Origin of the sequence: Pelagibius sp. (assembly GCF_028281305.1) — a bacterium.
Lineage (GTDB): Bacteria > Pseudomonadota > Alphaproteobacteria > Kiloniellales > Kiloniellaceae > Pelagibius.
Genome location: NZ_JANQKD010000012.1, coordinates 76,315 through 100,284, shown reverse-complemented (window position 1 = coordinate 100,284; position 23,970 = coordinate 76,315). Strand labels below are relative to the sequence as shown.

The following is a 23,970-nucleotide window of genomic DNA, read 5'->3' as shown; positions in this document are numbered from 1 at the left end:
ATGCGGGTCGCGATCTCCCCCTCTTTCGAGCCGGTGAAGGCACCGGGGAGCGTGACCGCAGGGGCGCCGCTGCTGGACCCGGCCGGCCCGCGGGTGGTCCTCGGCTGGACTGCCGAGGCTCTGGCGGCGCCGATCGAACCCTCGCCCAGCGTGCTCTTCGGCCCCCGCGGGGTCTGCCTGCATCCGGACGGATCGCTGTGGGTTGCCGATACCGGCCATCACCGTCTGCTCGGCTGGCGGCGGGCCCCCAGAGCGGACAACGCGCCGGCCGACTTCGTGATCGGCCAGCCGGACTTCGGTCGCGAGGGGCGCAATGCCAAGGGGGCCGCCGGCGCCGATACCCTGAACGTGCCCACCGGCCTCTGCGCCTGGGGGGCGGGCCTGGCGGTCGCCGATGCCTGGAACCATCGCGTGCTGCTGTGGCGCGAGACGCCGCGGGACTCCCATCAGCCCGCCGACATCGTACTCGGCCAGGACGGTCCGGCCGGCATGCTGGCCAACCGCGGCGCCGACCAGCCGGACGCCGCTACCCTGCACTGGCCCTATGGCGTGGCGGACCTCGACGGGCGGCTGCTGGTCGCCGATTCAGGCAACCGGCGGGTCCTGATCTGGGAGAACCCGGAGCACAGCGGCCAGCCGGCCGACCGGGTTCTTGGACAGCGCGACTTTGTGACGCGGGACGAGAACGCGGGCGGCCCGGTCGGCGCCATGGGCATGCGCTGGCCTCACGGCATCGCCTTCTGGCAGGGCCACCTTGCGGTTTCCGATGCCGGCAACAACCGCATCATGCTCTGGGACGGCCTGCCGCCGCGCTCCGCCGAACCTTGCGGGCGGCTGCTGGGGCAGGCAGACTTCACCGCTTGTGACCACAACATGGGCGCCTATTATCCCGATGCTGCGGCTGTGAACATGCCCTATGCGGTGACCGTGGCCGGCGGCCTGCTGATCGCCGCCGATACCGCGAATTCGCGCCTGCTCGGCTGGAGCCGGCCGGCGATGACGGCGCCTGCCGAGCGCCTCACCGGGCAGCCGGACTTTGCCTCCAAAGGCGACAACGCCTGGGGCTTGCCGGCCCGCGACACGCTCTGCTGGCCTTACGGGCTCTCCGCCCTGGGGCGGCAGGTCGCCATTGCGGACAGCGGCAACAACCGCGTACTGCTCTGGGACCTCGCGTCGTGAAGGGCGAGGCCATCACGGTGCGCGGCCAGGTCCAGGGCGTCGGCTTCCGGCCGACGGTCTGGCGCATCGCCACCGAGCTGGGTCTGACCGGCGATGTCCGCAACACGGGCGAGGGCGTCGAGATCCGCCTCTGGGGCGCGGCGCTCGACCGCTTCGCCGAGCGGCTGCGCGCGGAGGCGCCGGCCCTGGCCCGCATCGATGGGCTGGAGCGCCGGCCCCTGGATGTGCCGGCGGACGTTCCGGCCCCCGAGGCCTTTCGGATCGCCGCCTCCTCAGCCGGTATGATGCGCGCCGCCGTCACACCCGATGCGGCAACCTGCCCGGACTGCCTGGCGGAGATCCGCGACCCCTTCGACCGCCGCTACCGCTATGCCTTTGCCAACTGCACCAACTGCGGGCCGCGCTTTTCCATCGTCGAGGGGGCGCCCTACGACCGCGAAAAGACCACCATGGCCGCCTTCGCGCTCTGCCCGGACTGCCGGGGCGAGTACGAAGACCCGGTGGACCGGCGCTTTCACGCCCAGCCCGTGGCCTGCCACCGCTGCGGGCCGCGCGCCTGGATCGAACACCTGGGCGGCGGCGCCGTGAACCACGAAGCCTTTTCCATGCTCGACGATGTCGATGCCGCCGGCGGCATGCTGATGATGGGCCACATCGTCGCGGTGAAGGGCATCGGCGGCTTCCACCTGGCCTGCGATGCCACCAAGGCCGCGGTGGTCGAGCGTCTCAGGGCGCGCAAGCGCCGCCGCGGCAAGGCCTTCGCGCTGATGGCCCGCGATGTCGAGGTCATCCGCCGCTACTGCACAGTGACGGCGGCCGAGGAAGCGCTGCTGAACAGCCCGGCAGCCCCCATCGTGTTGCTGAAAGCGACGGGCGAAGCGTTGCCGGAGGCCGTGGCCCCGGGCCTCGACCGGGTCGGCTTCATGCTGCCCTACACGCCGCTGCATCACCTGCTGCTGCGCCGCATGACGCGCCCGGTGGTCATGACCAGCGGCAACCTCTCCGGCCGGCCGCAGTGCACGGACAACGACGAAGCGCGGGCGGAGCTGGCGGCGGTCGCCGACTTCGCCCTGATGCACGACCGTGGGATCGCCAATCGAATCGACGATTCCGTCGTCCGTCTCGACCTCGGCCGTCCGCGCCTGCTGCGCCGCGCCCGCGGCTATGCGCCGGCCCCCATCGCCCTGCCGGAAGGCTTCGCCCGCGACCGGCAGGTGCTGGCGCTCGGCGGTGAACTGAAGAACACCTTCTGTCTGGTGAAGGACGGCCAGGCGATCCTCAGCCAGCACATGGGCGACCTGGAGGACGCCGCGACCGCCGCGGACGTCAGCCACAATCTGCGTCTTTACGAAGAGCTCTTCGAACCGGCGCCGGAGATGATCGCCGTCGACTGTCACCCGGACTACCTCTCGACCAAGCGTGGTCAGGCGCTGGCGGAAGAGAAGCGGCTGCCGCTGGTCGAGGTGCAGCACCACCATGCCCATATCGCCGCCTGCCTGGCCGAAAACGGCTGGCCGCTGGAGGGCGGCCAAAAGGGGAGGGGCCCGGTTCTGGGCATCGCCATGGACGGCCTCGGTTACGGTGCCGACGGGACGGTCTGGGGCGGCGAGTTCCTGGCCTGCGACTACCGCGGCTACGAGCGCCTCGGGTTCCTGAAGCCGGTCGCCCTGCCGGGCGGCAGCGCCGCGGTGCGCGAGCCCTGGCGCAATGCCTATGCCCACCTGATGGCGGAGATGGGTTGGGCCGAGTTCGCCATGAACTTCGCCCGGCTTGATCTCCATCAACGGCTGGAGGCCGCCCCCCGTGCGACCCTCGATGCCATGATCGCCAAGGGTCTGAATTCCCCTCTGTCGTCCTCCTGCGGGCGGCTCTTCGACGCCGCGGCGGCGCTCTGCGGCTTGGCGTGGGAGGCCCAGGCCTACGAGGGCGAGGCGGCGATGCGCTTCGAGGCGGCCATCGACCCGGCGGCGCTGGAGGAGGCGGAGGATCTCGCCTATCCCTTCGCGATTCCATTGCTCGGCGGCAAGGGCAAGCCCTATATCGAGCCTCTCGCCGTCTGGCGCGCGTTGCTGGGCGATCTGCACCTGAAGACGCCGGTGGGCGTGATCGCGGCACGCTTTCATCGCGGCCTGGCGAGGGCCATCGTCGCCATGGCCGCGCGGCTATCCGGTGGTTTGGCGGGAGACGCAAACCGCTTTTCCACCGTCGCGCTGAGCGGCGGCTGTTTCCAGAATGCCACGCTTTTCAAACTGGTCCACGAGGGGCTGGAGCAGCGAGGCTTCACCGTGCTCAGTCATGAGAAGGTGCCGGCCAACGACGGCGGCCTGGCGCTTGGCCAGGCGGTCGTGGCGCTGGCACAAGAACAAGGCGATCCGCGCCACGAAGCAGGAGAGAGACATGTGCTTGGGGATCCCCGGTAGGATCGTCGAGATCACCGACGCCGAGCGCAAGCTCGGCCTCGTGGAGGTCGCCGGCGTCGGGCGGCAGGTCAACTTGGCCTGCATCGTCGACGAGGAGCATCCGCTGGAGGCCTGCGTCGGCGATTGGGTGCTGGTGCACGTGGGCTTTGCCATGAGCCGCATCGACGAGGACCAGGCGGCCGAGACCCTGGCGATCCTTGCCGAACTGGGCGAGGTGCAGGAAGAGCTGGCGGCGATGCGCGCCTCCGGCAAGGCATGAAGCCTTTGTCCCGAAGAACGAGACGGAGGGCAGGAGCATGAGCGGCAAGAGCGCGCTGGAAGGCCTCTATCCTTTCCTCTACGGCGCCGGGCAGGACGCGGCGGCGGTCGAAGCCGGGCTTGTCGAATCGCTGCGCCAGAAGGCCGATCACTCGGTGGAGACCAAGCGGCAGTTCTTCGCGCAGAACGCCGAAAAGATCGTCGCCGTCGCCCAGGCCATCGCCGCGGTCTACCGCAACGGCGGGCGGCTGTTCACCATGGGCAACGGTGGCTCTGCCTGCGATGCCGCCCACATCGCCGTGGAGTTTCAGCATCCGGTGACCGCCGGCCGTCCCGCGCTGCCGGCGAAGAACCTGACTGCAGACATTGCGATGATGACCGCCGTCGGCAACGACGTCGGCTTCGAGCACATCTACCTGCGCCAGATCGTCGCCCACGGCCGGGCCGGCGACGGCCTGATCGGCGTCTCCACCAGCGGCAACTCGGCCAACCTCATGGCCGCCTTCGAGAAGGCAAGGGACATGGGCATCACCACCATCGGACTGGCCGGGATGGAGGGCGGCGCCATGGCGCGCGGCGGCGCCCTGGATCACTGTCTGGTCGTCGAGACCGACAGCATCCACCGCATCCAGGAATGCCACGTCGCCATCTATCACATTCTCTGGGACCTCGTGCACACCCTGCTGGCCGACAGCCGCGGCGGCCTTGCGGATGCGGGCGCGTCCGAGGCGAAAGGCTGATGCCATGAAGTATGTCGACGAGTTCCGCGACCCGGAGAAGGCCAAGGCGCTGTTCCGCGAGATCGAGGCCCTGGCCGCGCGGATCGAGACCCGCGACGGCAAACCCCTCCAGGTGATGGAGGTCTGCGGCGGCCATACGCACTCGATCTTCCGCTACGGCCTGGAAGCCATGCTGCCGGAAAAGATCGAGCTGGTGCACGGTCCCGGCTGCCCGGTCTGCGTGCTGCCCATGGGCCGGGTCGACGACTGCGTGGCGCTGGCCGAACGGCCGGAGGTGATCTTCACCACCTTCGGCGATGCCATGCGGGTGCCGGGCTCCAAGAAAAGCCTGCTCCAGGCCAAGGCCGAGGGCGCCGACGTGCGCATGGTCTATTCGCCGCTGGATGCGCTGGCGCTGGCCCGCGACAACCCGGAGCGCGAGGTGGTGTTCTTCGCCCTCGGTTTCGAGACCACCATGCCCAGCACCGCGCTCACCGTGCTGCAGGCCGAGGCGGAGGGCATCGAGAACTTCTCCCTCTTCTGCAACCACATCACCATCATCCCCACCATCAAGGCGATCCTCGATTCGCCGGATCTGCGGATCGACGGTTTCCTGGGGCCGGGCCACGTGTCCATGGTGATCGGCAACCAGCCCTACGACTTCATCGCCCGCCACTACAAGCGCCCGGTGGTGATCGCCGGCTTCGAGCCGCTGGACATCCTTCATGCGCTCTGGATGCTGTTGAAGCAGTTCGCCGAGGGGCGCTGCGCAGTGGAGAACCAGTACGACCGCATCGTGCCCAGCGACGGCAATCGCCAGGCGCTGGAGGCCGTCGCCCGCGTTTTCGAACTGCGCGAGTTCTTCGAGTGGCGCGGCCTCGGCTCCATCGATCATTCGGGCATGCGTATCCGCGAGGCCTATGCGCGCTTCGATGCGGAGCGCCGCTTCCCGCTGCCGCAGGTGAAGATCGCCGATCCCAAGTCCTGCCAGTGCGGCGAGGTTCTGAAGGGCGTCATCAAACCCTGGCAGTGCAAGGTCTTTGGTAAGGCCTGTACGCCGGAAACGCCGATGGGCGCGCTGATGGTTTCCAGCGAGGGCGCCTGCGCGGCCTATTATCAGTACGGCGGGGGCGCGCGGCAGCGGGCTCCGGTGGAGGCGGCGGAATGAACGTGATCACTCCTGCCAATCCGCCGGCGGGGCGCTTGCGTGCCGAGCGGGTCACCTTGGCCCACGGTGGCGGCGGCAAGGCCATGCGCGATCTCATCGAAGACGTCTTCGTCGCCGCCTTCCGCAATCCGGAGATGGGTGAGATGGAGGATCAGGCGCGCCTGACCTCGGCGGCCTTCGCAGAGCCCGGCGCCCAGCTTGCCTTCACCACCGACAGCTTCGTGGTCGATCCCGTCGAGTTTCCCGGCGGCGATATCGGCACCATCGCCGTCTGCGGCACGGTGAACGACCTGGCGGTCGGCGGCGCGCGGCCGCTCTGGCTCTCCGCCTCCTTCATCATCGAGGAGGGGGTGGAAGTGGCGCTGCTGCGGCGCATCGCCGCCTCCATGCGTCGGGCGGCAGAAGAGGCCGGCACGGCCATCGTCACCGGCGACACCAAGGTCGTCGGCAAGGGTTCGGCGGACAAGCTCTTTGTCACCACCGCCGGCGTCGGCGTCATTCCGCCGGGCCGCAGCCTGGCGGCCAGCCGCATCCGGGCCGGCGACGTCGCCATCGTGAACGGCGTGCTGGGCGACCACGGCGCGGCGATCCTGGCGGCGCGGGGCGACATGGCGCTGACGACGGACATTCCCTCCGACTGCCGGTCGCTGAACGGTCTGATGGAAGCGGTGATCGCCGCCGCGCCCAATCTGCGTGCCGCCCGGGATGCGACCCGCGGCGGGCTCGCTTCGGCCCTCAACGAGATGGCCGAAGCCGCCGGCGTCGGCATCGAGATCGAGGAGACGGCGCTGCCGCTGCGCGACGAGGTCAAGGGCGTCTGCGAAATCCTCGGCCTCGATCCGCTCTATCTTGCCAACGAGGGCACCCTCGTGCTCTTCGTACCGGCGGCGGAGTCGCAGGCGGCCCTCGCTGCCATGCAAGGCCATCCGGCCGGGCGGGAGGCCAAGATCATCGGCCGCGCGGTGGAGGGGCACAGCGGCACTGTCGTCATGCAAACGCTGTTCGGCGGGCAGCGCATCGTCGACATGCTGGTCGGCGAGCAGTTGCCGCGGATCTGTTAGGACTTGTTTTCGAGGGGATGAGGTTTTGGAAGGGTTTTTAGCATTGGGGTTTCTGATCGGCATGCAGCACGCGCTGGAGGCCGACCACCTGGCGGCGGTCGGCGCCATGGCGGTGAGCGGCAAGTCGTCAAAGCGCGGGCTCGCGCTTCGGGGGGCGGCCTGGGGGCTCGGTCATACCATCACGCTCTTTGCAATCTGCGCGGCTGTCATTCTGATGGGTCTGACCCTGACGGAGCAGACCTCGGCGGCGCTGGAGTTCGGCGTCGGCGTCATGCTCGTCCTGCTGGGCCTGGACGTGCTGCGCCGTTTTCGGGCCCAGCGGATCCACTTTCACGTTCACAGCCATGACGCGGGGCGTCCGCACCTCCATGCCCACAGCCACGCGGGCGCGACCGCGGCGCACCGCGACGACCCGCACGACCACCGCCATCCGACAGGGTTTCCCCTGCGGGCGCTGGCGGTGGGGCTGATCCACGGTGCGGCGGGTTCGGCGGGCCTGCTGGCCCTGGCCGTGGCGGCAACCCAGGATGCCTGGACGGCGCTGGGTTACGTGCTCGTCTTCGGCCTCGGCTCCATCCTCGGCATGGCGGCGCTGTCTTTTGTGGCCGCCTGGCCGCTGGGCGCGGCGGAGCAACGGGCGCGGTGGATTCACACGGGGCTGACGCTGGGTGCCGCGGCCCTGGCGATCGTGCTGGGCGTCGACGTCATGGCCGGCACGGCGGAGACCGCCTGGGGAAGCCTCTGATGCACGAACTGGGCCTCACGCGCAACATCGTCGCCATCGTCGGCGAGCACGCCGGGTCCCGGCGGGTGCGGCGCGTGTGCCTGGCGGTCGGCCCGCTGGCCTGCGTGGAGCGCGAGGCCCTCAGTTTCTGTTTCGACATCGTCGCCGAGGGGACGGCGCTGGAGGGCGCCGCGCTTGAGTTTCTCGACGCCGAGGGCGATGTCTTCATGATCAAGAACTTCGAAGTGGAGGAGGCTGCCTGATGTGCGGAACCTGCGGATGCTCTGACCCGGCCAACGCCGTGACCCTGACCGATCTGGACAAGGGCGAGGAGGCGCTGCTGCGCCAGGGTGCAGCCGTCGAAGCGCTCCCCCATCATCACCACCATGATCACGACCACGATCATGACCATCACCATCACGATCATGGCCATCATGACCACGTCCATGGGCCGCACGGCGAGGTGATCGCGCTGGAGCAGGCGGTGCTGGCCAAGAACGACCGCATCGCCGACCGCAACCGCGGCTGGTTCGAGGGACGCGGCGTCCTGGCCCTGAACCTCGTCAGCTCTCCCGGCGCCGGCAAGACGACTCTCCTGGAGCGCACCATCGAGGCGCTGCAGGACCGCGTTGAGATCGCCGTCATCGAGGGCGACCAGATGACCGTCAACGACGCCGAGCGCATTCGCTCTGCCGGCGCGCGGGCCGTGCAAATCAACACCGGTGCCGGCTGCCATCTGGAGGCGGACATGGTGGCGGAGGCGGTGAAGACGCTGGACCCGCAGGCCGGCTCGCTCCTGATGATCGAGAACGTCGGCAACCTGGTCTGCCCGGCCATGTTCGATCTCGGCGAACGCATGAAGATCGCCGTGATCTCGACCACCGAGGGCGAGGACAAGCCGCTGAAGTACCCGCACATGTTCCGCGCCGCCGAGGTGGTGGTGATCAACAAGATCGACCTGGCGCCGCATGTGGACTTCGATCAGGCGCTCTGCACCGCCAACATCAAAAGCGTGAACCCGGACGCCCGCCTCTTTACGCTTTCGGCGCGCACCGGCGCGGGGATGGAGGCCTGGCTCGCCTTCCTGGAGGACGAGCGCGGCGCAGCCTTCGGTCTGGCCGGCGAGTAGCCGCTGCCGCCTCAGGCGAGAACTCTCGGTCTTAGGCGCGCCGGGGCAATGGCCTCCGCCGTAAGGCCGAGCTTTGCGACGTCGTCCGGCAGGTCCGTGCCGGTCGCGAGCGCCGCCGCGCAGCGGGCGGCTGCCGGTGCCGTCTGAATGCCGTAGCCGCCCTGGCCGGCCAGCCAGAACAGGCCCTCCACCGCCTCGTCGAAGCCGATGACCAGGGACTTGTCGGCGACGAAGCTGCGCAGCCCGGCCCACTTGTGGGCGATGCGCCGCACCTTCAGGGTCGTCGCGCGCTCGATGCGGTCGACGGTGACGGCGATGTCCAGTTCTTCCGGCTGCACGTCGCAGGGCTCCATGGGCGTTTCGTCGCCCGGGGAGGCCAGGAGGCGCCCGGACTCCGGTTTGAAGTAAAAGCTCTCGGCGATGTCGGCCACCAGCGGCCATGCGCGACAGTCCGAGCCCTCCGGTCCGTCGAAGGTGATGGCGGTGCGCCGCTTGGGCTGCAGCCCGATGGGCTCCGCCCCGGCCAGGCGGCCCAAAGTGTCCGCCCAGGCACCGGCGGCGTTCACCAGCACGGGGGCGGCAAAGGTTCCCTGGGCGGTTTCCACCTGCCAGAGCCCGCCGGTCCGCCGGGCGGCGGTCACCTCCGCGCGGGTCACCACTTGGCCGCCGCGCCGCCGCAGGCCCTTCAGATAGCCCTGGTGAAGGGCGTGCACGTCGATATCGCTGGCGCTCTCTTCGATCAGCCCGGCGGCGGCATAGCCCGGGCGGACAACGGGCACCAGCTCGGCCACCTCGGCGGCGGTCAGGGCGGCCGTATCGGCCCCGGCGTCCTTCTGGAAGTCGGCGAGATCGTCGAGCTGATCCTCCCGCGCCAGATAGACCGAGGGCCGCGGCGAGAGCAGGGCATGCCCGGCAAAACCCTCCGGCGGCGCGTCGTAGAACGCCCGGCTGGCCCGCGTGATGGCGCGGATGACGTCGTTGCCGTAGCTCTCCAGGAACTGGGCCGCCGACCGTCCGGTGGTGTGGTAGCCGGGCGCTTCTTCGCGCTCCAGCACGATGGCACTGCCGCCAGCCGCCAGCTCGTAGGCCGCGGAGGCGCCGGCGATGCCGGCCCCGACGACAAGAAAGTCGCAGCTCTGCATGATCAGTCTTTCACAACCCGGTGTCGGCGCGGCATAGAGGCGCAAAGCCTAGAGCAGATCCGGCTTTGATGGAATCACGGAAGCGATCCATCAAAGCCGGTGAATCCGCTCTAGCGGGGAAAGCGGTCGCGGTCACGCCCGGAACTGCTTTAGACTGCAGGCATCGACAGCCATGACACTCCTGCCTCCTGAAAGCGACATCGACAATCGACTGCCTGTGTGGGTGGCCTGCAGCGAACTCTGCCTGGATACCGAGCTTGCCGCGCCGGACTTTCAGCGGATCGCGCGGGTCTGTGCGGCCTCGCCCTACAGCGGCGGTGATCTCGACCGGATCATGTTCGCCGAGGTCTGGCCCGCCTTCGGCGTCAATCTCTTGTCGGTTGCCGGCGAATGGGCCGGCTGGGACGAGACCTTCGTGAAGGAGCGCGTGCTGCAACGCCAACGCCGGCGCTGGCGGCTGCCCTGGTGGCTCGATCCCGTGGCGCGGTCCCTCCGCAGGGACTGGGCAGTCGTGCGAAAGCATGTCGACGCGATCCGCGCCCCCTCCGGACCGGCTGCGTCCGATCGGGACCCCTGAGGCCGCGTCAGCCGGGCGTGACGAGGGTGGGGGTGACGCGCACGACCTCCGGCGTCGTGGTGTCGGACTCCAGAAGGCGGAAGGCCTCGCGGATCAGACCCTCGACGTCCTGGCGCATCATGATCACCGGGAAGCGCAGGTAGCGCACGAAGGGGTCATAGTCGTAACAGCCCACGACAAGCCGCTCGACCGTCTCCGGCGGCAGGGAGGCGAGGAAGCTGAGGCCGCCCTCGAAGGCGATGGTCGAATTCACCAGCAGGGCGCGGGGTGCCGTCGCCGGATCGCGGAACAGCTTCTGTGCTTCCTTGGCGACGATCTCCGGGTTGTAGCCGGTGGCCACGACCTGCTCGGCGGCGCAGCTGCCGGTGCGCCGCTCGACCACGCTGCGGAAGCCGGCGATGCGCTCGCTGGTGGCGAAGTCCTTCTCGCGACCGCCGAGAAAGAAGATGCGGCCCTTCAGGTGGGCATCGGAATCCGGACGCGCGTCGAACATGGCGTCCGTCAGGGTCATCGCGCCGGCCCGGTTGTCGGAGATCACCGAGGCGGCGAGCTTGCCCGGCAGGTCGACGTTGACGTGGCGCACGCCGGCATCGGCGCAGAGACGGCTGACTGCGTCCGGGTCGGTGGCGCCGGCGACGAAAAGCGAGTCGACCGCATAGGAGATCAGCGTGTCGACGGTGCGCTGCTCCTCCTCCGGATCGCGGTGGGTGCTGACGGTGATCGGGCAGAGCCCGCGCTCGCGCGCCTCGACCTCGAAGGACTGGGCGAGGGAGGCGAAGAAGCGGTTGTCGTACATCGGCATGATGAGACCCGCGAGGCCGGAGCGCGACTGGCGGAGGCCGCGCGCCTGCAGGTTGGTGCGGTAGCCCTCCTTCAGCGCGGTCTGCTGGATCTGGCGCACCGTGCTTTCCTTGATGCGCCGCTGCCGCCAGGTGCCGTTGAGTGCCGCACTGACCGTCGACGGCGAGGCGCCGGTCAGCTGCGCCAGGTCGTAGATCGTGGTCTTTTTCGCCGCTCCCGGCCGGTTTTTCCCCGCGACCTTCACATCAGACTCCGAACACACTTGACTCCCAACGGGAGTCTAATACCCTTTGCTCTATCGATTGTGCAAGCAGGCTTGCCTCAAAGAAGGTAGGAGAAACACCAAAACAGACAATCGTCCATAACGAGAATCATAGGGAGGATGGGATGTTCGCGAGAGTTTTGCAGGCGGCCGCAGTCGCGTTTGCCATGGCCGGGATGGCCGCAGCGGGCAGCGTGGCGGCGGCGGACAAGCCGAAAATGGGCGTCGTGGTCAAGATCGGCGGAATCCCCTGGTTCAATGCCATGGAAGTCGGCATCAAGCAGCGCGCCGAAGAGCTTGGCATGGACGCCTTCATGATCGGCCCGACCAGCGCCGATCCCGCGCTGCAGGTGCGCGCCATCGAGGATCTGATCGCCCAGGGTGTCGATGCCATCGGCGTCGTCCCCAACGATGCAGAGGTGCTGGAGCCGGTGCTGGCCAAGGCCCGTGCCCAGGGTATCAAGGTCATCACCCACGAAAGCCCGGACCAGCAGAACGTCGACTGGAACTTCGAGCTGGCCTCGGCCAACGGCTTCGGCGAGGCCCACGCCGACCTGCTGGCGGAAAAGATGGGCGGTGCGGGCGACTACGCGGTTTTCGTCGGCTCGCTGACCGTGCCGCTGCATAACGCCTGGGCCGATGCGGCGATCGCCCACATCAAGGCCAACTATCCGGACATGAACCTGATCGGCGAGCGTCACGGCGTGGCCGAGAGCGCCGACGACAGCCGCAAGACCGCGCTCGACCTGATCTCCGCCAATCCCGACCTCAAGGGCTTCCTCGCCTTCGGCAGCCAGGGTCCCATCGGGGCCGGGCGTGCCATCGAGGAGCGCCGCAAGGTCGGCGACATCCATGTCCTCGGCCCCTTCTCGCCGGGCCAGGGACAGAAACTCATCAAGTCCGACGCGATCTCCGGCGGCTTCATGTGGAATCCCATGGAGGCGGGCCGTGTCTTCGTCACTATGGCCGACCTTCTGGTGAAGGGCGAAGAGATTACCGCGGGCATGGAGATCGAAGGACTGGGTACGGTCAACCCGGAGCCGGGTTCGACCAACATCATCGTCGACCAGTTGGTGACCATCAACAAGGATACGGTCGACGAGCTTGCGGCCATGGGCCTCTGACTGCTGTGACCTTGGGGCGGTGCCTGCTGGCGCCGCCCCATTCTTTTTGCGAGGCTCGTTTCTTTACAGGCGCGTCCTTTAACAGAGGATTGACCGCTTATGGCTGAGCAGGCCGCGCGGGGGGCGGTGCTGGCGATGCGCGGGGTCTCCAAGACCTTCGGCGGCGTCAAGGCCCTCAACGATGTGTCCTTCACGGTGCGTCCGGGCGAGGTCCACTGCCTGGCCGGGGAGAACGGCTCCGGCAAGAGCACGGTGATCAAGATCGCCACCGGCGTCTACACGGCCGATCCCGGCGCCGATATCGAGATCGCAGGGCAGAGCGTCGCGGCGCCGACACCGGGTCTGGCGCGGCGCCTGGGCATCGCCGTGATCTGGCAGGACCTGGCGCTGTTCCCGGAAATGACGGTTGCCGAGAACATCGGTTTCGAGGCGCTGCTGGGCGCGCGGCCGAAGCCTGTGGCACGCAAGCGCATGCGCGAGACGGCGGCACGTGTGCTGGCCCGGCTGGGCGTCGCACTCGACCCGGATGCGCCGCTGCGCAGCCTGCCCATCGCCAAGCGCCAGATCGTCGCCATCGCCCGCGCCCTGGTCGGCGAGGCGCGGCTGATCTTCATGGACGAGCCTACGGCGTCTCTTACCCAGGCCGAGACCGACCACCTGTTGGAGATCGTGCGCAGCCTTTCGGCTTCGGGCGTGGCGGTGGTCTTCGTCAGCCATCGCCTCGCCGAAGTGCTGGAGGTCTCCAGCGCCGTCACCGTATTGCGCGATGGGCGGCTGGTCGGGGTCTTCCCGACCGAGGGCATGACCCAGTCCAAGCTGACGGAACTGATGACCGGCCAGACCTTCGACAGCGCCGTGGCCGCGCGCGACCGCAGCGCGGCTCCGCCGGTGCTGGAGTTGAAGGGGCTGACCCGCGAGGGCGAGTACGCCGACATCGAGCTCACCATCCGCAAGGGCGAGATCCTGGGCATCACCGGGCTGATCGGCGCCGGGCGCACGGAACTGGGCCATACCCTCTTCGGCATGACCCGGCCGGACCGCGGCGAGATCCGCCTGGACGGCAAGCCGGTCCGCTTTCGCTCCAACGGCCAGGCGATCCGCGCCGGCGTCTCCTATGTCTCCGAGGACCGTCTGTCCCTCGGCCTCATCCAGCCGCAGTCCATTGCCGACAACCTGAGCCTGACGGTGCTGGACCGGCTGCTCACGGCCGGCCTCATCTCGCCGGCGCGCAAGTCCAGCCTCGTCGACCACTGGATCCGCGAGCTTGCGGTGAAGATCGGCACGCCCGCCGATGCCGTGGCCACGCTTTCCGGCGGCAATCAGCAGCGCATCGTGCTGGCCAAGTGGCTGGCGACGGAGCCCCGCCTGTTGGTGCTCGATGCTCCGACAGTGGGGGTCGACGTCGGGGCCCGGGCGGGCATCTTCGCCATCATCCGCCGCCTCGCGGAGCAGGGGCTGGCGATCCTGCTGATCTCCGACGAGGCGCCGGAAGTCTACTTCAACGCCGACCGCGTGCTGCACATGGCCGGCGGGCGCATTATTGGCCACTACGATCCCCGCGCCACGAGCCTCGCCGAGCTGGAACAGGCGGTCTATGCGTAGACTGATCAACGCCAATGCCACCGAGTTCTGGCTGATCCTGGTGATCTTCGCGCTCGGGCTCTTCCTCTCCTTGACCACCGAGCAGTTCTTCACCCTGGTGAACTTCACCGACCTGCTGAACACCTCCGCCGTCAATCTGATTTTCGCCATGGGGCTGGTGGTGGTGCTGATCGCAGGGGCCATCGACATCTCCTTTGCGGTGGCGGCTTCGGTGGTGCAGTACGTGGCCGCCCTGGCGCTGATGGCGCTGGGCGGCGGCAACTGGGTGCTCGGCTTCTTCATTGCCGGGGCCTGCGGCGTGCTCCTGGGCGCGGTGAACGCGGCGTTGATCCATCACTTCCGGATCATCTCCATCGTCGTCACCATCGCCACCTTCAACGTCTTTTTCGGCCTCCTGATGTTCTTCACCCGCGGCGTCTCCATCTACAACCTGCCGGGCTGGTGGAGCGACCGCATCATTCTCTGGGAGTACGAGACCGCCAGCGGCGCCTGGGCGGAGATCACCCTGCCGGTGCTGGTGATGGTCTTCGCCGTGATCGCCACCTGGCTGCTGATCAGCCACAGTTCCACCGGGCGCCAGCTCTATGCTTACGGCGACAATCCGGAGGCGGCGCGGCGCATCGGCATTTCGCCTGGCGCGGTGCAGTACATCGCCTTCGGCTGGCTCGGTCTGATGCTCGGCATCGCCGGACTGATGCAGGTGAACTACGCGCAGGAGGTGGTTCCCAACGCTCTCTTCGGGCGGGAGCTGGACGTGCTGGCCGCCGTCGTCCTGGGCGGCGCGCGCCTGGGCGGCGGGCGCGGCACCGTGCTGGGCTGCGTGCTGGGCGTGCTGCTCATCGCCATCACCGAGAACGGCCTCAACTTGCTGGGGGTCTCGCCCTATGCCTTCAAGATGGTGGTGGGCGGCATCATCCTGGCGGCCATCACGCTCTCCAATCTTTCCCTCGAAAGCCTGGCGGGGCGGCGGCCATGATGGAGGAACTGAAAGCGCGGCTGGGGCCGGAGGTGCTGGGCCTGACGGTCTTCCTGCTGGCGGTCATGCTGGTCTTCTCCTTCCTCAGCGACCGCTTCCTGACCGCGGCCAACTTCGGCTCCGTCGCCGTGCAGCTGCCGGAGCTCGGCATTCTTACGCTTGCCATGCTGCTGCCCATTCTCTCCGGCGGCCTGAATCTCGCCATCATTTCCACCGCTAATATCTCCGCGCTCACGGTGGCCTGGGTGCTGCAGGTCAACGGCGGGCCGGAGGCGGGCATGGGTGCCTTTCTGCTGGGCGCCGCCCTGGCGCTTGCGGTGGGCGGTGCCGCCGGCTTCCTCATGGGCGCGGTGACCGCCATCTCCGGTGCCCACCCCATCCTGGTCAGTCTGGCGATGATGATCTTCCTGCGCGGGCTCGGCGAATACCTGACGCGCGGCGGCGACATCTCCGGCTTTCCCGACTTCGTCGCCGCCATCGGCCACGGCAGCCTGTTCGGCATTCCCGCGCCGCTGATCGTCTTTCTTGCCTGCGTGGCCGTCTGGCAGATTCTGTTGGGGCGCACGCGCCTCGGCTTCTTCACCTACATGGTCGGCTCCAACATCGAGGCGACGCGTTACTCCGGCGTCGACACCAAGCGCGCGCTGATGCTGATCTACACCCTCTCCGGGGTGATGTGCGCGATTGCCGGCATCGTCATGATGGCGCGCTTCAACTCGGTGCGTGTCGGCCACGGCGAAGCCTATCTCCTGATCACCGTGCTGGCCTGCTTCCTGGGCGGCGTCGACCCCTTCGGCGGCTTCGGGCGGGTCGCCTCCGTCCTGCTGGCCCTGGTGATCCTGCAAATCCTGTCCTCCGGCCTGAACCTGCTGGGGGCCAACCAGCATCTCAGCACCGCTGTCTGGGGGCTGTTTCTCATCGCGGTCATGGTCCTGCGCTTTGGCTGGAAGCGATGGTTCGAAAGAAAGAGAGGCAAGACATGAAGGGTCTGGGCGTACACACGAGCCTCTGGGCCATGGAATGGACCCGGCAGGGGGCGGAAACCTCGGTGGCCGAGGCCAAGCGCTACGGCGTCGACTTCATCGAGATTGCGCTTCTGGATCCGCCGGCGGTGGACACCGCCCACACCCGCGCGCTGCTGGAAACAGCGGAGATGACGGCGGTCTGCTCCCTCGGCCTGCCGGAGAGCGCCTATGCCTCGCGGGACCCGGAGAAGGCCGTGGAATTCCTCTCCCTCGCCGTCGACAAGACGGTGGAGATCGGCGGCCTCGCGCTCTCCGGCGTCACCTACGGCGGCATCGGCGAGCGCACCGGCGTGCCGCCGACCCAGGCGGAGGTCGACAACGTCGCCCGCGCGCTGGAGGGGGCGGCCAAGTACGCCAGGACCAAGGGCATCGACCTGGGCATCGAGCCGGTGAACCGCTACGAGAACCACATCATCAACACCGGGCGCCAGGCGGCGGAGATGATCGCCAAGGTGGGCGCCGACAACATCTTCATCCATCTCGACACCTATCACACCAACATCGAGGAGCATGGCGTCGCCAACGGCATCCTCGCCGCCCGCGAGCACCTGCGCTACATGCACATGTCGGAGAGTCACCGCGGCGTGCCCGGCAGCGGCACCTGCGACTGGAACGAGATCTGCGGCACCCTGGCGGCTATCGGCTTCGACGGCGGCCTGGCGCTGGAGAGCTTCATCAACCTGCCGCCGCAGATCGCCTCGGCCCTCTCGGTCTGGCGGCCGGTCGCCGACAGTGCCGACCAGGTGATGCAGGAAGGCCTGCCCTTCCTGCGCAACATGGCCCGCCAGTACGGGTTGGTCTGATGACTCCTGCCGGGCGGACGGCGGGGGAGGGGCCGCTGGATCCGGAAGACTTCCTGGCGGCTCTGGAAGACCTGCTGTCGGACATCCCGGAGGGCGGTCGCCGGCTGGTTGCCATCGCCGGGGCCCCGGCCTCCGGCAAGACGACCCTGGCCGCCGAGGCGGAACGCCGCCTGAACGCTGCGATGCCGGGCTCCGCCGCCGTGCTGCCCATGGACGGTTTCCACTACGACGATCAGGTGCTGGTGCCGCGCGGCTGGCGGGCCCGCAAGGGGGCGCCGCATACCTTCGACGTCGGCGGCCTTGCCGCCATGCTGGCGCGCCTGAAGCGCAACGACGAAGCCGCCGTCGCTGTGCCGCGCTTCGACCGCACGCTGGAGATCGCCCGCGCCGGGGCCGCCCTGATCGACCGCACGGTGCGGCTGGTGCTGGTCGAAGGCAACTACCTGCTGCTGGACGAAGCGCCCTGGGATGCGCTGGCGCCCGTTTTCGATCTCACTGTCATGATCCGCGCCGAAGAGGCTGTTCTGGCCGAACGCCTGCGCCGGCGCTGGGTCGATCACGGCCTCGACGCGGCCGGCATCGCCGCCAAGCTGGACGACAACGACCTGCCCAATGCCCGCCTGGTCTACGAGAGCAGCCGGTCAGCCGATCTTCAGGTGGCGACCTAGGGGGTGAAGGCCCTAGACTCGGTCTTCGCGGATGGCACGGCCACCAGTGAAACCGAACGCAGAGGGAGGATGGGCGATGGCCCCAGACGACGATGCGCCGCGGGCGGCGCGCGACCACAAGGCCTTCATGGATGCGCTTTATTGGTGGGGGGTGCCGACGCTATTCCGTGCGCCGCACGACCCGAACCCGGCGGCCTGCGACATCGCCTTGGTCGGCGTGCCTCATTCCACCGGCAACGGCACCACGGAGCGTGACCAGCACCTGGGGCCGCGGGCGGTCCGCGACATCTCGGCCAATGGCCGGCGCGTCCACATGCACTTCGAACTGGACCCCTGGAATGCCTGCCGCATTCACGATCTGGGCGACGTCCCGCTGCCGGAGGCCAACAACAACGAACGCTGTATCGAGCGCATCACCGAGTTCTACCGCGCCATCGACGCCGCCGGCACGCGGCCGGTCTCCGTCGGTGGCGACCACTCCATCACCGGCGGCATTCTGCAGGCGCTGGGCGGTTCCACGTCACGGCTGACCGACGGGAAGAAGGCGGCGATCCTGCACTTCGACGCCCATACCGATGCTTTCTCGAACATGAAGCACTTTCTGGGGGCCGAGAAATCCGCCGCCCACTGGGCCGCCTATCTGGTGACCGACGGCCATGTGGACGCCGAGCGCAGTGTCCAGGTCGGCATCCGCGGCAACGCCCGCACCCTGGACTGGCTGAAGCCCAGCTACGACCTGGGCTACGAGGTCATCACCATGGACCGCTACAAGGAGATCGGAGCGGCACGTTCCATCGAGATCATCCGCAAGCGCATCGGCGACCATCCGGTCTACATCACCTTCGATCTCGACTGCCTCGATCCCACCGTGGCGCCCGGCTGCGCCAATATCGAGGCGGGCTGCAACGGCTTCATGATCGACGAGGCCATGGCCTTGTTGCGCGCGGTGCGCGGCTTCAACATCATCGGCGGCGACGTCGCCTGCCTGATGCCGACCAAGGACAGCCCCAACAAGATCACCGCGATGGTGACCATGGCCGTGATGTTCGAAATGCTGAGCCTGATCGCCGACAGCCATTTCAGACAGTAAGCTAGGCGCCCGCAAGCTGCCGATACAGTCGATCCGATGATTGACCTCGTGCTTCGAGACGCCCCCTAAACAGCTGGAGGGCTCCTCAGCATGAGGTCAATCAATGCAACGTGTTGCCTCACCCTGAGGAAGCCCGAAGGGCTGTCTCGAAGGGCGAGGCATGACCGTCCGGACGCTTCTTTGTTGGTCAGCTAGAGCTTTTCCAGCGGGTCGTGGTGCCCGAAGCGCTGCGGTCCGCCTGCTGTCGGCGCGGCCCAGCGCGCGGCATTGCGCAGCACCTGCCGGATCTCGGGCTGCAGGAAGGTGGGGTAGGTCTCGTGGCCCGGGCGGAAGTAGAAGATGCGGCCCTTGCCGTGGCGGTAGCAGCAGCCGGAACGGAACACCTCCCCGCCTTTGAACCAGCTTATGAAGACCAGTTCGTCGGGGGGCGGCACGTCGAAGGGCTCGCCGTACATCTCCTCCTGCGGCAGGTCGATATGGTCGCCAAGGCCTTCGGCAATGGGATGGCCCGGCGCCACCACCCAGAGCCGCTCGTTCTCCCCCGCATTGCGCCACTTCAGATCGCAGCTCGTGCCCATGAGGTCCTTGAAGACGCGGGCGAAGTGGGCGGAGTGCAGGACGATCAGGCCCATGCCGTCGAGCACCCGCGCCTTGACACGGTCGACGATCGCCTGCGGCACGTCGTCGTAGGCGTGGTGGCTCCACCAGACGATGACGTCGGTCCGGTCCAGCACCGCCTCCGTCAGGCCGCAGTCCGGCTGGTCCATGGTGGCGACGGAAACCGCGATGTCGTCCGCTTCTTTGAGAGCATCGGCCAGGGCGCCGTGGATGCCCTGCGGATAGATCTCCAGCACCTCCGGCTTGCGCGTCTCTTCGACGTTCTCGTTCCAGACCAGAACGCGGAGTTTGTTCGGCATGTCACTTGGACCCCGTGATCGGGTGGGGCGGCGCGCCTAAGCCTCCTTTAGCAGATCCAACAACGTCAGCGCCACCACCTCGGTTGCCTTGTGGAGGTCCTCCAACGGCAGGCGTTCGTCGGCGCGGTGGGCATTGGCCTCCTCGATGGTATGGGGGCCGGCGCCGTAGAGCACGGTGGGAACGCCGGCGGCGGTGTAGTGCCGGGCGTCGGTGTAGAGCGGCACGCCCTTCGGTGCCACGGGCTCGCCCATCACGTCCGTCGCCCGCGCAGCCAGGCTTTCGGTCAGGCGCTCGCCGCCCTCGAGCGGCATCAGCGGCGCGGCCAGCAGGATACGGCGGATGGTGACGGTGATCCCTTCGAAAGGTGCCGCTGCAGACTCGATGAGCGCCCGCAATTCCGCCTCGGCCTGCTCCGGGTTCTCCTCCGGGATCATGCGGCGGTCGAGGCGGAAGGTGACGCGGTCGGGCACCACGTTGGTGTTGATGCCGCCATCGATCAGGCCGACGGTCATCTGCGGGCTGCCGATGCCCTCGATCTCCGAGACGGTTTCGCTGAGGCCCCTGCGCCAGGCGTAGAGCGCGGTGAGGATGGCGTTGGCGGCCTCCAGGGCGTCGTGGCCGGTGTAGGGCATGGCGGCGTGGGCCGACTTGCCGTCCACCGTCACCTCCAGGTGCAGGCAGCCGTTGTGGGCGGTCACCACGTTGTAGGAGAAGCCGGCGCCGATGGAGAGGTCCGGCTTGGTGAGGCCCTGGTCGATCAGCCAGCGCGGGCCGATCTCGCCGCCGGCCTCCTCGTCGTAGGTGAAGTGCAGTTCCACCGTGCCGTTCAGGGCGACGCCCGCCGCCGCCGCGCGCTCCAGCGCGATCAGCGCATAGGTGTAGGTGGCGAAGTCGGACTTGGAGACGGCGACGCCGCGCCCGTACATCCAGCCGTCCTCGATCTCGGCGCCGTAGGGGTCCTTGGTCCAGCCCTCGCCCGGCGGCACCACGTCGCCGTGGGCGTTGAGGGCGATGACAGGTCCGTCCTCTCCCTGGGCTCCGAACTTCTTGCGCACGATCAGGTTGGTGGCGGTGATCATGCCCGCCGCCTTCACCGTTTCCTCGGGCACCGGATGGCGCTCCACCGTGAAGCCGAGCTCTTCCAGCAGCGCGGCGGCGCGCTCCCCATGGGCAGCGCAGTCGCCCGCCGGGTTGTCGGAGGGCACCTTCACCAGCTCGGCCAGGAAACGGACCTGCGCGTCGCGCTCGGCTTGCAGGGTGGCGCGGATGACGTCTTCTGGATTGCTCATGCGGAGTCTTCTTGTTTGAGGTCTTGAATGGGCGCGCCGGATTTAACGGGTGAGGGACCCGGGGTCGAGGTGTTCGAGGAAGTCGAGGAAGACCCGCGCGCCCACCTCGGCGTCCTCGCCGGTGATGCTTTCCAGCGGGTTGTGGCTGATCCCCCCGCCGCAGCGCAGGAAGATCATGGCGATGGGGCAGAGGCTTGCCAGCGCCATGGCATCGTGGCCGGCCCCGCTCGGCAGCCGCAGGGGGCTGATGCCCTGGCGCAGGATGGCCTGGTCGAGTTCGGCCATGAGCGCCGGGTCGCAGGCGACGGCGGCTTCGGTGTAGAGACACTCGACGGCAAAATCGAGACCGCGGCGTTCGGCGATGGTGGTCATCTCGGCCTTCAGCGCAGCGACGGCGCGGTCGCGCTGCTCGTCCGCCGGGGCACGGATGTCGAGGGTGAAGGTGACGGCGCCGGGGATCACGTTGATGGCGCCGGGCGCCGCCTCGATGCGCCCGACGGTGGCGACCAGGCCATCCTCGCCCTGCCCGCGGGCCTCGATTGCCAGGATCATCGCCGCCGCCCCGGCCAGGGCATCCTGGCGCAGGCCCATGGGCACCGTGCCGGCGTGGCCGGCCATGCCCCCGAGCGTGATGGCGAAGCGGCTGGCCCCGTTGATCGCGGTGACCACGCCCACCGGCAGGCCTTCGGACTCCAGGACCGGGCCCTGTTCGATGTGCAGTTCGACGAAGGCCAAGATGTCCTTGGGGTCGCGCGCCTCGGCGGCGATCTCCGCCGGCTCGCAGCCGAAGTGGCGCAAGGCCTCTTCCAGGGTGGTGCCCTCGGAGTCCTGCAACGCGAGGATCGCCGGGTCGACGCTGCCGGCCACGGTGCGCGAGCCGGAGAGGGTGGTGGGGAAGCGCACGCCCTCCTCGTCGCCGAAGGCGATGACCTCGACGGCAAAGGGCAGGCGCTTGCCGCGGGCATGCAGATCGGCGATGCAGGCGATGGGCAGAGCGACGCCCAGGTTGCCGTCGTAGGCGCCGGCATCGCGCACGGTGTCGATGTGGGAGCCGGTGATGAGCGTCTTCGCGCCCGGCTGCGCGGCCTCGTAGCGGCCCACGACATTGCCGATGGCATCGATGCGTGCGGTCATGCCGGCGGCTTCCATGGCGTCGATCACCGCCGTGGCGCAGGCCTTGTGCTCCGGGCTGAGGAACACCCGGGTCAGCTTGTCCGGCGCCTCGCTGAAGCGGGCCCAGGTATCCACCAGGGCCTTGATTTCATGGCCGCTGAGCGTGAGCGGCTTTTCCGCAGCCAGGGTCATGGCAGCATGTCCTTCAGTCTGAGAAGCGCGATGCGCTCGATCTGCGCCAGGGCGGTGGCGAATTCCGCCTCCGCGTCGTTGTCCAGGCGCGCGCGGAAGGCGGCCAGGATCTCGTCCTTGGAGCGCCCCTTGACCGCCATGATGAAGGGCATCCGGAAGCGGTCCTTGTAGGCCTCGTTGAGGGCCGTGAAAGTCTCCCGCTCGGCGTCGCTCAGCAGGTCGAGACCCGCCGAAGCCTGCTCCCTCGCGGAGTCGGCGGTCAGCCGCCCGGCCCGGGCCAGGCGGCCGGCGAGGTCGGGGTGCGCGGTGATGAGCGCGCGCTTCTGGTCCTCGCTGCCCGCCTGCATGGCTGCAACCAGGAGTGCGTGCAGCGCCTCGGCGCTTTCGGCGTCTGCCGGGATACCGGCGTCGTAGGCCGCCTCGGCGATCCAGGGCGAATGCTCGAAGACGCCGCCGAAGCGGGCGACGAAGGCCTCCCGGCCCAGGTCGGCGGGCCCGGTCACGGCCTGTGTCTCTCGTGCCAGTGGCGGGCGATGTCGATACGCCGCGGCGTCCAGACGGCCTCGTGCGACGTCACGTAGTCGAGGAAACGGGCCAGCGCCGCCGCCCGTCCGGGCCGCCCGGCGAGGCGGCAGTGCAGGCCTACCGAGAGCATCTTGGGCGCCCCCGCCTTGCCCTCCGCATAGAGCAGGTCGAAGGAGTCTTTCAGGTAGGTGAAGAACTGGTCGCCCGCGTTGAAGCCCTGGGGCGTGGCGAAGCGCATGTCGTTGGCATCCAGGGTGTAGGGGATGATGAGGTGCGGGCCCTTGGGGCCCTCGACCCAGTAGGGCAGGTCGTCGGCGTAGGAATCCGAAGAATAGAGAAAGCCGCCGTCCTCCATCACCAGATCCAGGGTGTTGACGGAGGTGCGCCCGGTGTACCAGCCGAGCGGGCGTTCGCCGGTGACGCTCTCGTGGATGCGGATCGCCTCGGCCATATGGGCGCGTTCTTCGTCCTGCGAGAAGTCCTTGTACTCGATCCACTTGAGGCCGTGGGAGGCGATCTCCCAGTCCGCCGCCTGCATGCCCCGGACGGCGGCGGGATTGCGTTCCAGAGCGGTGGCGACGCCGTAGACGGTGACCGGGATCCCGGCCTGGGTGAACAGCCTGTGCAGCCGCCAGAAGCCTGCGCGGCTGCCGTATTCGTAGATCGACTCCATGTTCATGTGGCGCTGGCCGGGCCAGGGCTGGGCACCGACGATCTCCGACAGAAAGGCCTCTGAGGCCGCATCGCCGTGGAGGATGGAGTTTTCGCCGCCCTCCTCGTAGTTGATCACGAACTGAACGGCGATCACTGCACCGCCGGGCCAGCCCGGGTCGGGCGGCGAGGCGCCATAACCGATCAGATCGCGCGGATATTCGCCCGCCATCCCCTGTCCCCTTTCGGCGTCCCTTTGCTGCGTCCTCTTGAGGGCCCAGTTCCGCACGCGCACGAACTATTGTAGTGCAGATTATTGCGCCCTCACTTGCAGGTTTTTTTTGAAACTGCTTATGGAGGGAGTAATCTTCTGTTTTCTGTCGCTGCCTTGGAAGATAGAGCGTCTCATAAGGCCAGCGACAAGGCGAGGGCCCCTCTAAAACAATCAGGGTCCGCCCGTAAAGGGTAAAAGCTGCAAGGCCGGTGGATCGCGCCCGTGGTATGACCGATCAGGGGCGCGGGCAGCGGCCAAAGGCCGGAACAGGGACAGGCTG

The 23,970-nt window shown here is 68.3% G+C and carries 24 protein-coding genes; 17 read left to right on the top strand and 7 right to left on the bottom strand.

The annotated features are described in order from the left end of the window. From Q0982_RS02660 to hypB, 9 genes are read left to right on the top strand one after another with little or no spacing between them, the layout of a single operon-like run. Nucleotides 1-1,179: a hypothetical protein gene (locus Q0982_RS02660; protein WP_299391471.1), complete on the top strand. Its 1,179-nt coding sequence runs from the start codon at nucleotides 1-3 to the stop codon at nucleotides 1,177-1,179. After that, a complete protein-coding gene (gene hypF, locus Q0982_RS02655) occupies nucleotides 1,176-3,599 on the top strand; it encodes a carbamoyltransferase HypF (protein ID WP_299391469.1) in 2,424 nt (807 codons plus the stop codon). The genes Q0982_RS02660 and hypF overlap by 4 nt, the downstream gene beginning before the upstream one ends. Further along, complete coding sequence (locus Q0982_RS02650; RefSeq protein WP_299391467.1) at nucleotides 3,577-3,858, top strand: HypC/HybG/HupF family hydrogenase formation chaperone; 282 nt, start codon at nucleotides 3,577-3,579, stop codon at nucleotides 3,856-3,858. Before hypF ends, Q0982_RS02650 begins: the two co-directional genes overlap by 23 nt. Before the next feature lie 37 nt (nucleotides 3,859-3,895). Continuing rightward, a complete protein-coding gene (locus Q0982_RS02645) occupies nucleotides 3,896-4,597 on the top strand; it encodes an SIS domain-containing protein (protein WP_299391466.1) in 702 nt (233 codons plus the stop codon). A gap of 4 nt (nucleotides 4,598-4,601) precedes the next feature. Then, the gene (gene hypD / locus Q0982_RS02640) at nucleotides 4,602-5,744 is read left to right on the top strand and encodes a hydrogenase formation protein HypD (protein WP_299391464.1); all 1,143 of its coding nucleotides are present in this window, start codon (nucleotides 4,602-4,604) and stop codon (nucleotides 5,742-5,744) included. After that, nucleotides 5,741-6,805, top strand: coding sequence for a hydrogenase expression/formation protein HypE (gene hypE / locus Q0982_RS02635; protein WP_299391462.1), 1,065 nt, complete (start codon nucleotides 5,741-5,743; stop codon nucleotides 6,803-6,805). The genes hypD and hypE overlap by 4 nt, the downstream gene beginning before the upstream one ends. 25 nt (nucleotides 6,806-6,830) lie before the next feature. Continuing rightward, nucleotides 6,831-7,550: an urease accessory protein gene (locus Q0982_RS02630; RefSeq protein WP_299391460.1), complete on the top strand. Its 720-nt coding sequence runs from the start codon at nucleotides 6,831-6,833 to the stop codon at nucleotides 7,548-7,550. Further along, on the top strand, nucleotides 7,550-7,792 hold the full coding sequence (locus Q0982_RS02625; protein WP_299391459.1) for a hydrogenase maturation nickel metallochaperone HypA: 243 nt from the start codon (nucleotides 7,550-7,552) through the stop codon (nucleotides 7,790-7,792). The genes Q0982_RS02630 and Q0982_RS02625 overlap by 1 nt, the downstream gene beginning before the upstream one ends. Next, the gene (gene hypB / locus Q0982_RS02620) at nucleotides 7,792-8,658 is read left to right on the top strand and encodes a hydrogenase nickel incorporation protein HypB (RefSeq protein WP_299391457.1); all 867 of its coding nucleotides are present in this window, start codon (nucleotides 7,792-7,794) and stop codon (nucleotides 8,656-8,658) included. Before Q0982_RS02625 ends, hypB begins: the two co-directional genes overlap by 1 nt. Nucleotides 8,659-8,669: 11 nt before the next feature. Here hypB and Q0982_RS02615 read toward each other — a convergent pair whose 3' ends face one another. After that, on the bottom strand, nucleotides 8,670-9,800 hold the full coding sequence (locus Q0982_RS02615; protein WP_299391455.1) for an FAD-binding oxidoreductase: 1,131 nt from the start codon (nucleotides 9,798-9,800) through the stop codon (nucleotides 8,670-8,672). Between the two features lie 172 nt (nucleotides 9,801-9,972). On the opposite strand from Q0982_RS02615, the gene Q0982_RS02610 reads away from it, so the two are divergent. Next, entirely contained in the window at nucleotides 9,973-10,377 is a 405-nt protein-coding gene (locus Q0982_RS02610) for a hypothetical protein (protein ID WP_299391453.1), read from the top strand. A 7-nt stretch (nucleotides 10,378-10,384) separates the two neighbouring features. On the opposite strand, the gene Q0982_RS02605 is transcribed toward Q0982_RS02610, so the two are convergent. Continuing rightward, complete coding sequence (locus Q0982_RS02605) at nucleotides 10,385-11,422, bottom strand: LacI family DNA-binding transcriptional regulator (RefSeq protein ID WP_299391452.1); 1,038 nt, start codon at nucleotides 11,420-11,422, stop codon at nucleotides 10,385-10,387. 143 nt (nucleotides 11,423-11,565) lie between these two features. On the opposite strand from Q0982_RS02605, the gene Q0982_RS02600 reads away from it, so the two are divergent. From Q0982_RS02600 to Q0982_RS02570, 7 genes are all read left to right on the top strand, one after another. Continuing rightward, nucleotides 11,566-12,564 carry a substrate-binding domain-containing protein gene (locus tag Q0982_RS02600; RefSeq protein WP_299391450.1) on the top strand — a complete coding sequence of 333 codons (999 nt, stop codon included), beginning with the start codon at nucleotides 11,566-11,568 and terminating at the stop codon, nucleotides 12,562-12,564. 99 nt (nucleotides 12,565-12,663) lie between these two features. Next, nucleotides 12,664-14,166, top strand: coding sequence for a sugar ABC transporter ATP-binding protein (locus tag Q0982_RS02595; protein WP_299391448.1), 1,503 nt, complete (start codon nucleotides 12,664-12,666; stop codon nucleotides 14,164-14,166). Then, the gene (locus Q0982_RS02590) at nucleotides 14,159-15,142 is read left to right on the top strand and encodes an ABC transporter permease (RefSeq protein ID WP_299391447.1); all 984 of its coding nucleotides are present in this window, start codon (nucleotides 14,159-14,161) and stop codon (nucleotides 15,140-15,142) included. Before Q0982_RS02595 ends, Q0982_RS02590 begins: the two co-directional genes overlap by 8 nt. Next, nucleotides 15,139-16,125 (top strand): ABC transporter permease, encoded by a 987-nt coding sequence (locus Q0982_RS02585; RefSeq protein ID WP_299391445.1) that lies wholly within the window; start codon nucleotides 15,139-15,141, stop codon nucleotides 16,123-16,125. Before Q0982_RS02590 ends, Q0982_RS02585 begins: the two co-directional genes overlap by 4 nt. Then, a complete protein-coding gene (locus Q0982_RS02580) occupies nucleotides 16,122-16,970 on the top strand; it encodes a sugar phosphate isomerase/epimerase (RefSeq protein ID WP_299391443.1) in 849 nt (282 codons plus the stop codon). The genes Q0982_RS02585 and Q0982_RS02580 overlap by 4 nt, the downstream gene beginning before the upstream one ends. Further along, the gene (locus Q0982_RS02575) at nucleotides 16,970-17,638 is read left to right on the top strand and encodes a nucleoside/nucleotide kinase family protein (protein ID WP_299391442.1); all 669 of its coding nucleotides are present in this window, start codon (nucleotides 16,970-16,972) and stop codon (nucleotides 17,636-17,638) included. Before Q0982_RS02580 ends, Q0982_RS02575 begins: the two co-directional genes overlap by 1 nt. Nucleotides 17,639-17,714: 76 nt before the next feature. Continuing rightward, nucleotides 17,715-18,728 (top strand): arginase family protein, encoded by a 1,014-nt coding sequence (locus Q0982_RS02570; RefSeq protein ID WP_299391440.1) that lies wholly within the window; start codon nucleotides 17,715-17,717, stop codon nucleotides 18,726-18,728. Nucleotides 18,729-18,919: 191 nt separating this feature from the next. On the opposite strand, the gene Q0982_RS02565 is transcribed toward Q0982_RS02570, so the two are convergent. Genes Q0982_RS02565 through puuE form a run of 5 tightly spaced genes read right to left on the bottom strand, consistent with a single transcriptional unit; the run spans nucleotide 18,920 to nucleotide 23,648 of the window. Then, nucleotides 18,920-19,645 carry a ThuA domain-containing protein gene (locus tag Q0982_RS02565; RefSeq protein ID WP_299391439.1) on the bottom strand — a complete coding sequence of 242 codons (726 nt, stop codon included), beginning with the start codon at nucleotides 19,643-19,645 and terminating at the stop codon, nucleotides 18,920-18,922. 36 nt (nucleotides 19,646-19,681) lie between these two features. Further along, complete coding sequence (locus Q0982_RS02560) at nucleotides 19,682-20,935, bottom strand: ArgE/DapE family deacylase (protein WP_299391437.1); 1,254 nt, start codon at nucleotides 20,933-20,935, stop codon at nucleotides 19,682-19,684. Nucleotides 20,936-20,977: 42 nt separating this feature from the next. Then, nucleotides 20,978-22,240, bottom strand: coding sequence for an allantoate amidohydrolase (locus Q0982_RS02555; protein ID WP_299391435.1), 1,263 nt, complete (start codon nucleotides 22,238-22,240; stop codon nucleotides 20,978-20,980). Further along, nucleotides 22,237-22,743, bottom strand: a complete 507-nt coding sequence (gene uraD / locus Q0982_RS02550) for a 2-oxo-4-hydroxy-4-carboxy-5-ureidoimidazoline decarboxylase (RefSeq protein WP_299391433.1) — start codon at nucleotides 22,741-22,743, stop codon at nucleotides 22,237-22,239. The genes Q0982_RS02555 and uraD overlap by 4 nt, the downstream gene beginning before the upstream one ends. Then, on the bottom strand, nucleotides 22,740-23,648 hold the full coding sequence (puuE, locus tag Q0982_RS02545; RefSeq protein WP_299391431.1) for an allantoinase PuuE: 909 nt from the start codon (nucleotides 23,646-23,648) through the stop codon (nucleotides 22,740-22,742). The genes uraD and puuE overlap by 4 nt, the downstream gene beginning before the upstream one ends. Between the last annotated feature and the right edge of the window lie 322 nt (nucleotides 23,649-23,970).

What these genes read in the sequence shown, in the direction of transcription:
- Q0982_RS02660 (WP_299391471.1), top strand. Translation starts at nt 1, where the DNA reads ATGCGGGTCGCGATCTCCCCCTCTTTCGAGCCGGTGAAGGCACCGGGG.
- Q0982_RS02650 (WP_299391467.1), top strand. Translation starts at nt 3,577, where the DNA reads ATGTGCTTGGGGATCCCCGGTAGGATCGTCGAGATCACCGACGCCGAG.
- Q0982_RS02645 (WP_299391466.1), top strand. Translation starts at nt 3,896, where the DNA reads ATGAGCGGCAAGAGCGCGCTGGAAGGCCTCTATCCTTTCCTCTACGGC.
- hypD (WP_299391464.1), top strand. Translation starts at nt 4,602, where the DNA reads ATGAAGTATGTCGACGAGTTCCGCGACCCGGAGAAGGCCAAGGCGCTG.
- hypE (WP_299391462.1), top strand. Translation starts at nt 5,741, where the DNA reads ATGAACGTGATCACTCCTGCCAATCCGCCGGCGGGGCGCTTGCGTGCC.
- Q0982_RS02625 (WP_299391459.1), top strand. Translation starts at nt 7,550, where the DNA reads ATGCACGAACTGGGCCTCACGCGCAACATCGTCGCCATCGTCGGCGAG.
- hypB (WP_299391457.1), top strand. Translation starts at nt 7,792, where the DNA reads ATGTGCGGAACCTGCGGATGCTCTGACCCGGCCAACGCCGTGACCCTG.
- Q0982_RS02615 (WP_299391455.1), bottom strand. Translation starts at nt 9,800, where the DNA reads ATGCAGAGCTGCGACTTTCTTGTCGTCGGGGCCGGCATCGCCGGCGCC.
- Q0982_RS02610 (WP_299391453.1), top strand. Translation starts at nt 9,973, where the DNA reads ATGACACTCCTGCCTCCTGAAAGCGACATCGACAATCGACTGCCTGTG.
- Q0982_RS02600 (WP_299391450.1), top strand. Translation starts at nt 11,566, where the DNA reads ATGTTCGCGAGAGTTTTGCAGGCGGCCGCAGTCGCGTTTGCCATGGCC.
- Q0982_RS02595 (WP_299391448.1), top strand. Translation starts at nt 12,664, where the DNA reads ATGGCTGAGCAGGCCGCGCGGGGGGCGGTGCTGGCGATGCGCGGGGTC.
- Q0982_RS02590 (WP_299391447.1), top strand. Translation starts at nt 14,159, where the DNA reads ATGCGTAGACTGATCAACGCCAATGCCACCGAGTTCTGGCTGATCCTG.
- Q0982_RS02585 (WP_299391445.1), top strand. Translation starts at nt 15,139, where the DNA reads ATGATGGAGGAACTGAAAGCGCGGCTGGGGCCGGAGGTGCTGGGCCTG.
- Q0982_RS02580 (WP_299391443.1), top strand. Translation starts at nt 16,122, where the DNA reads ATGAAGGGTCTGGGCGTACACACGAGCCTCTGGGCCATGGAATGGACC.
- Q0982_RS02575 (WP_299391442.1), top strand. Translation starts at nt 16,970, where the DNA reads ATGACTCCTGCCGGGCGGACGGCGGGGGAGGGGCCGCTGGATCCGGAA.
- Q0982_RS02570 (WP_299391440.1), top strand. Translation starts at nt 17,715, where the DNA reads ATGGCCCCAGACGACGATGCGCCGCGGGCGGCGCGCGACCACAAGGCC.
- Q0982_RS02565 (WP_299391439.1), bottom strand. Translation starts at nt 19,645, where the DNA reads ATGCCGAACAAACTCCGCGTTCTGGTCTGGAACGAGAACGTCGAAGAG.
- Q0982_RS02560 (WP_299391437.1), bottom strand. Translation starts at nt 20,935, where the DNA reads ATGAGCAATCCAGAAGACGTCATCCGCGCCACCCTGCAAGCCGAGCGC.
- Q0982_RS02555 (WP_299391435.1), bottom strand. Translation starts at nt 22,240, where the DNA reads ATGACCCTGGCTGCGGAAAAGCCGCTCACGCTCAGCGGCCATGAAATC.
- puuE (WP_299391431.1), bottom strand. Translation starts at nt 23,648, where the DNA reads ATGGCGGGCGAATATCCGCGCGATCTGATCGGTTATGGCGCCTCGCCG.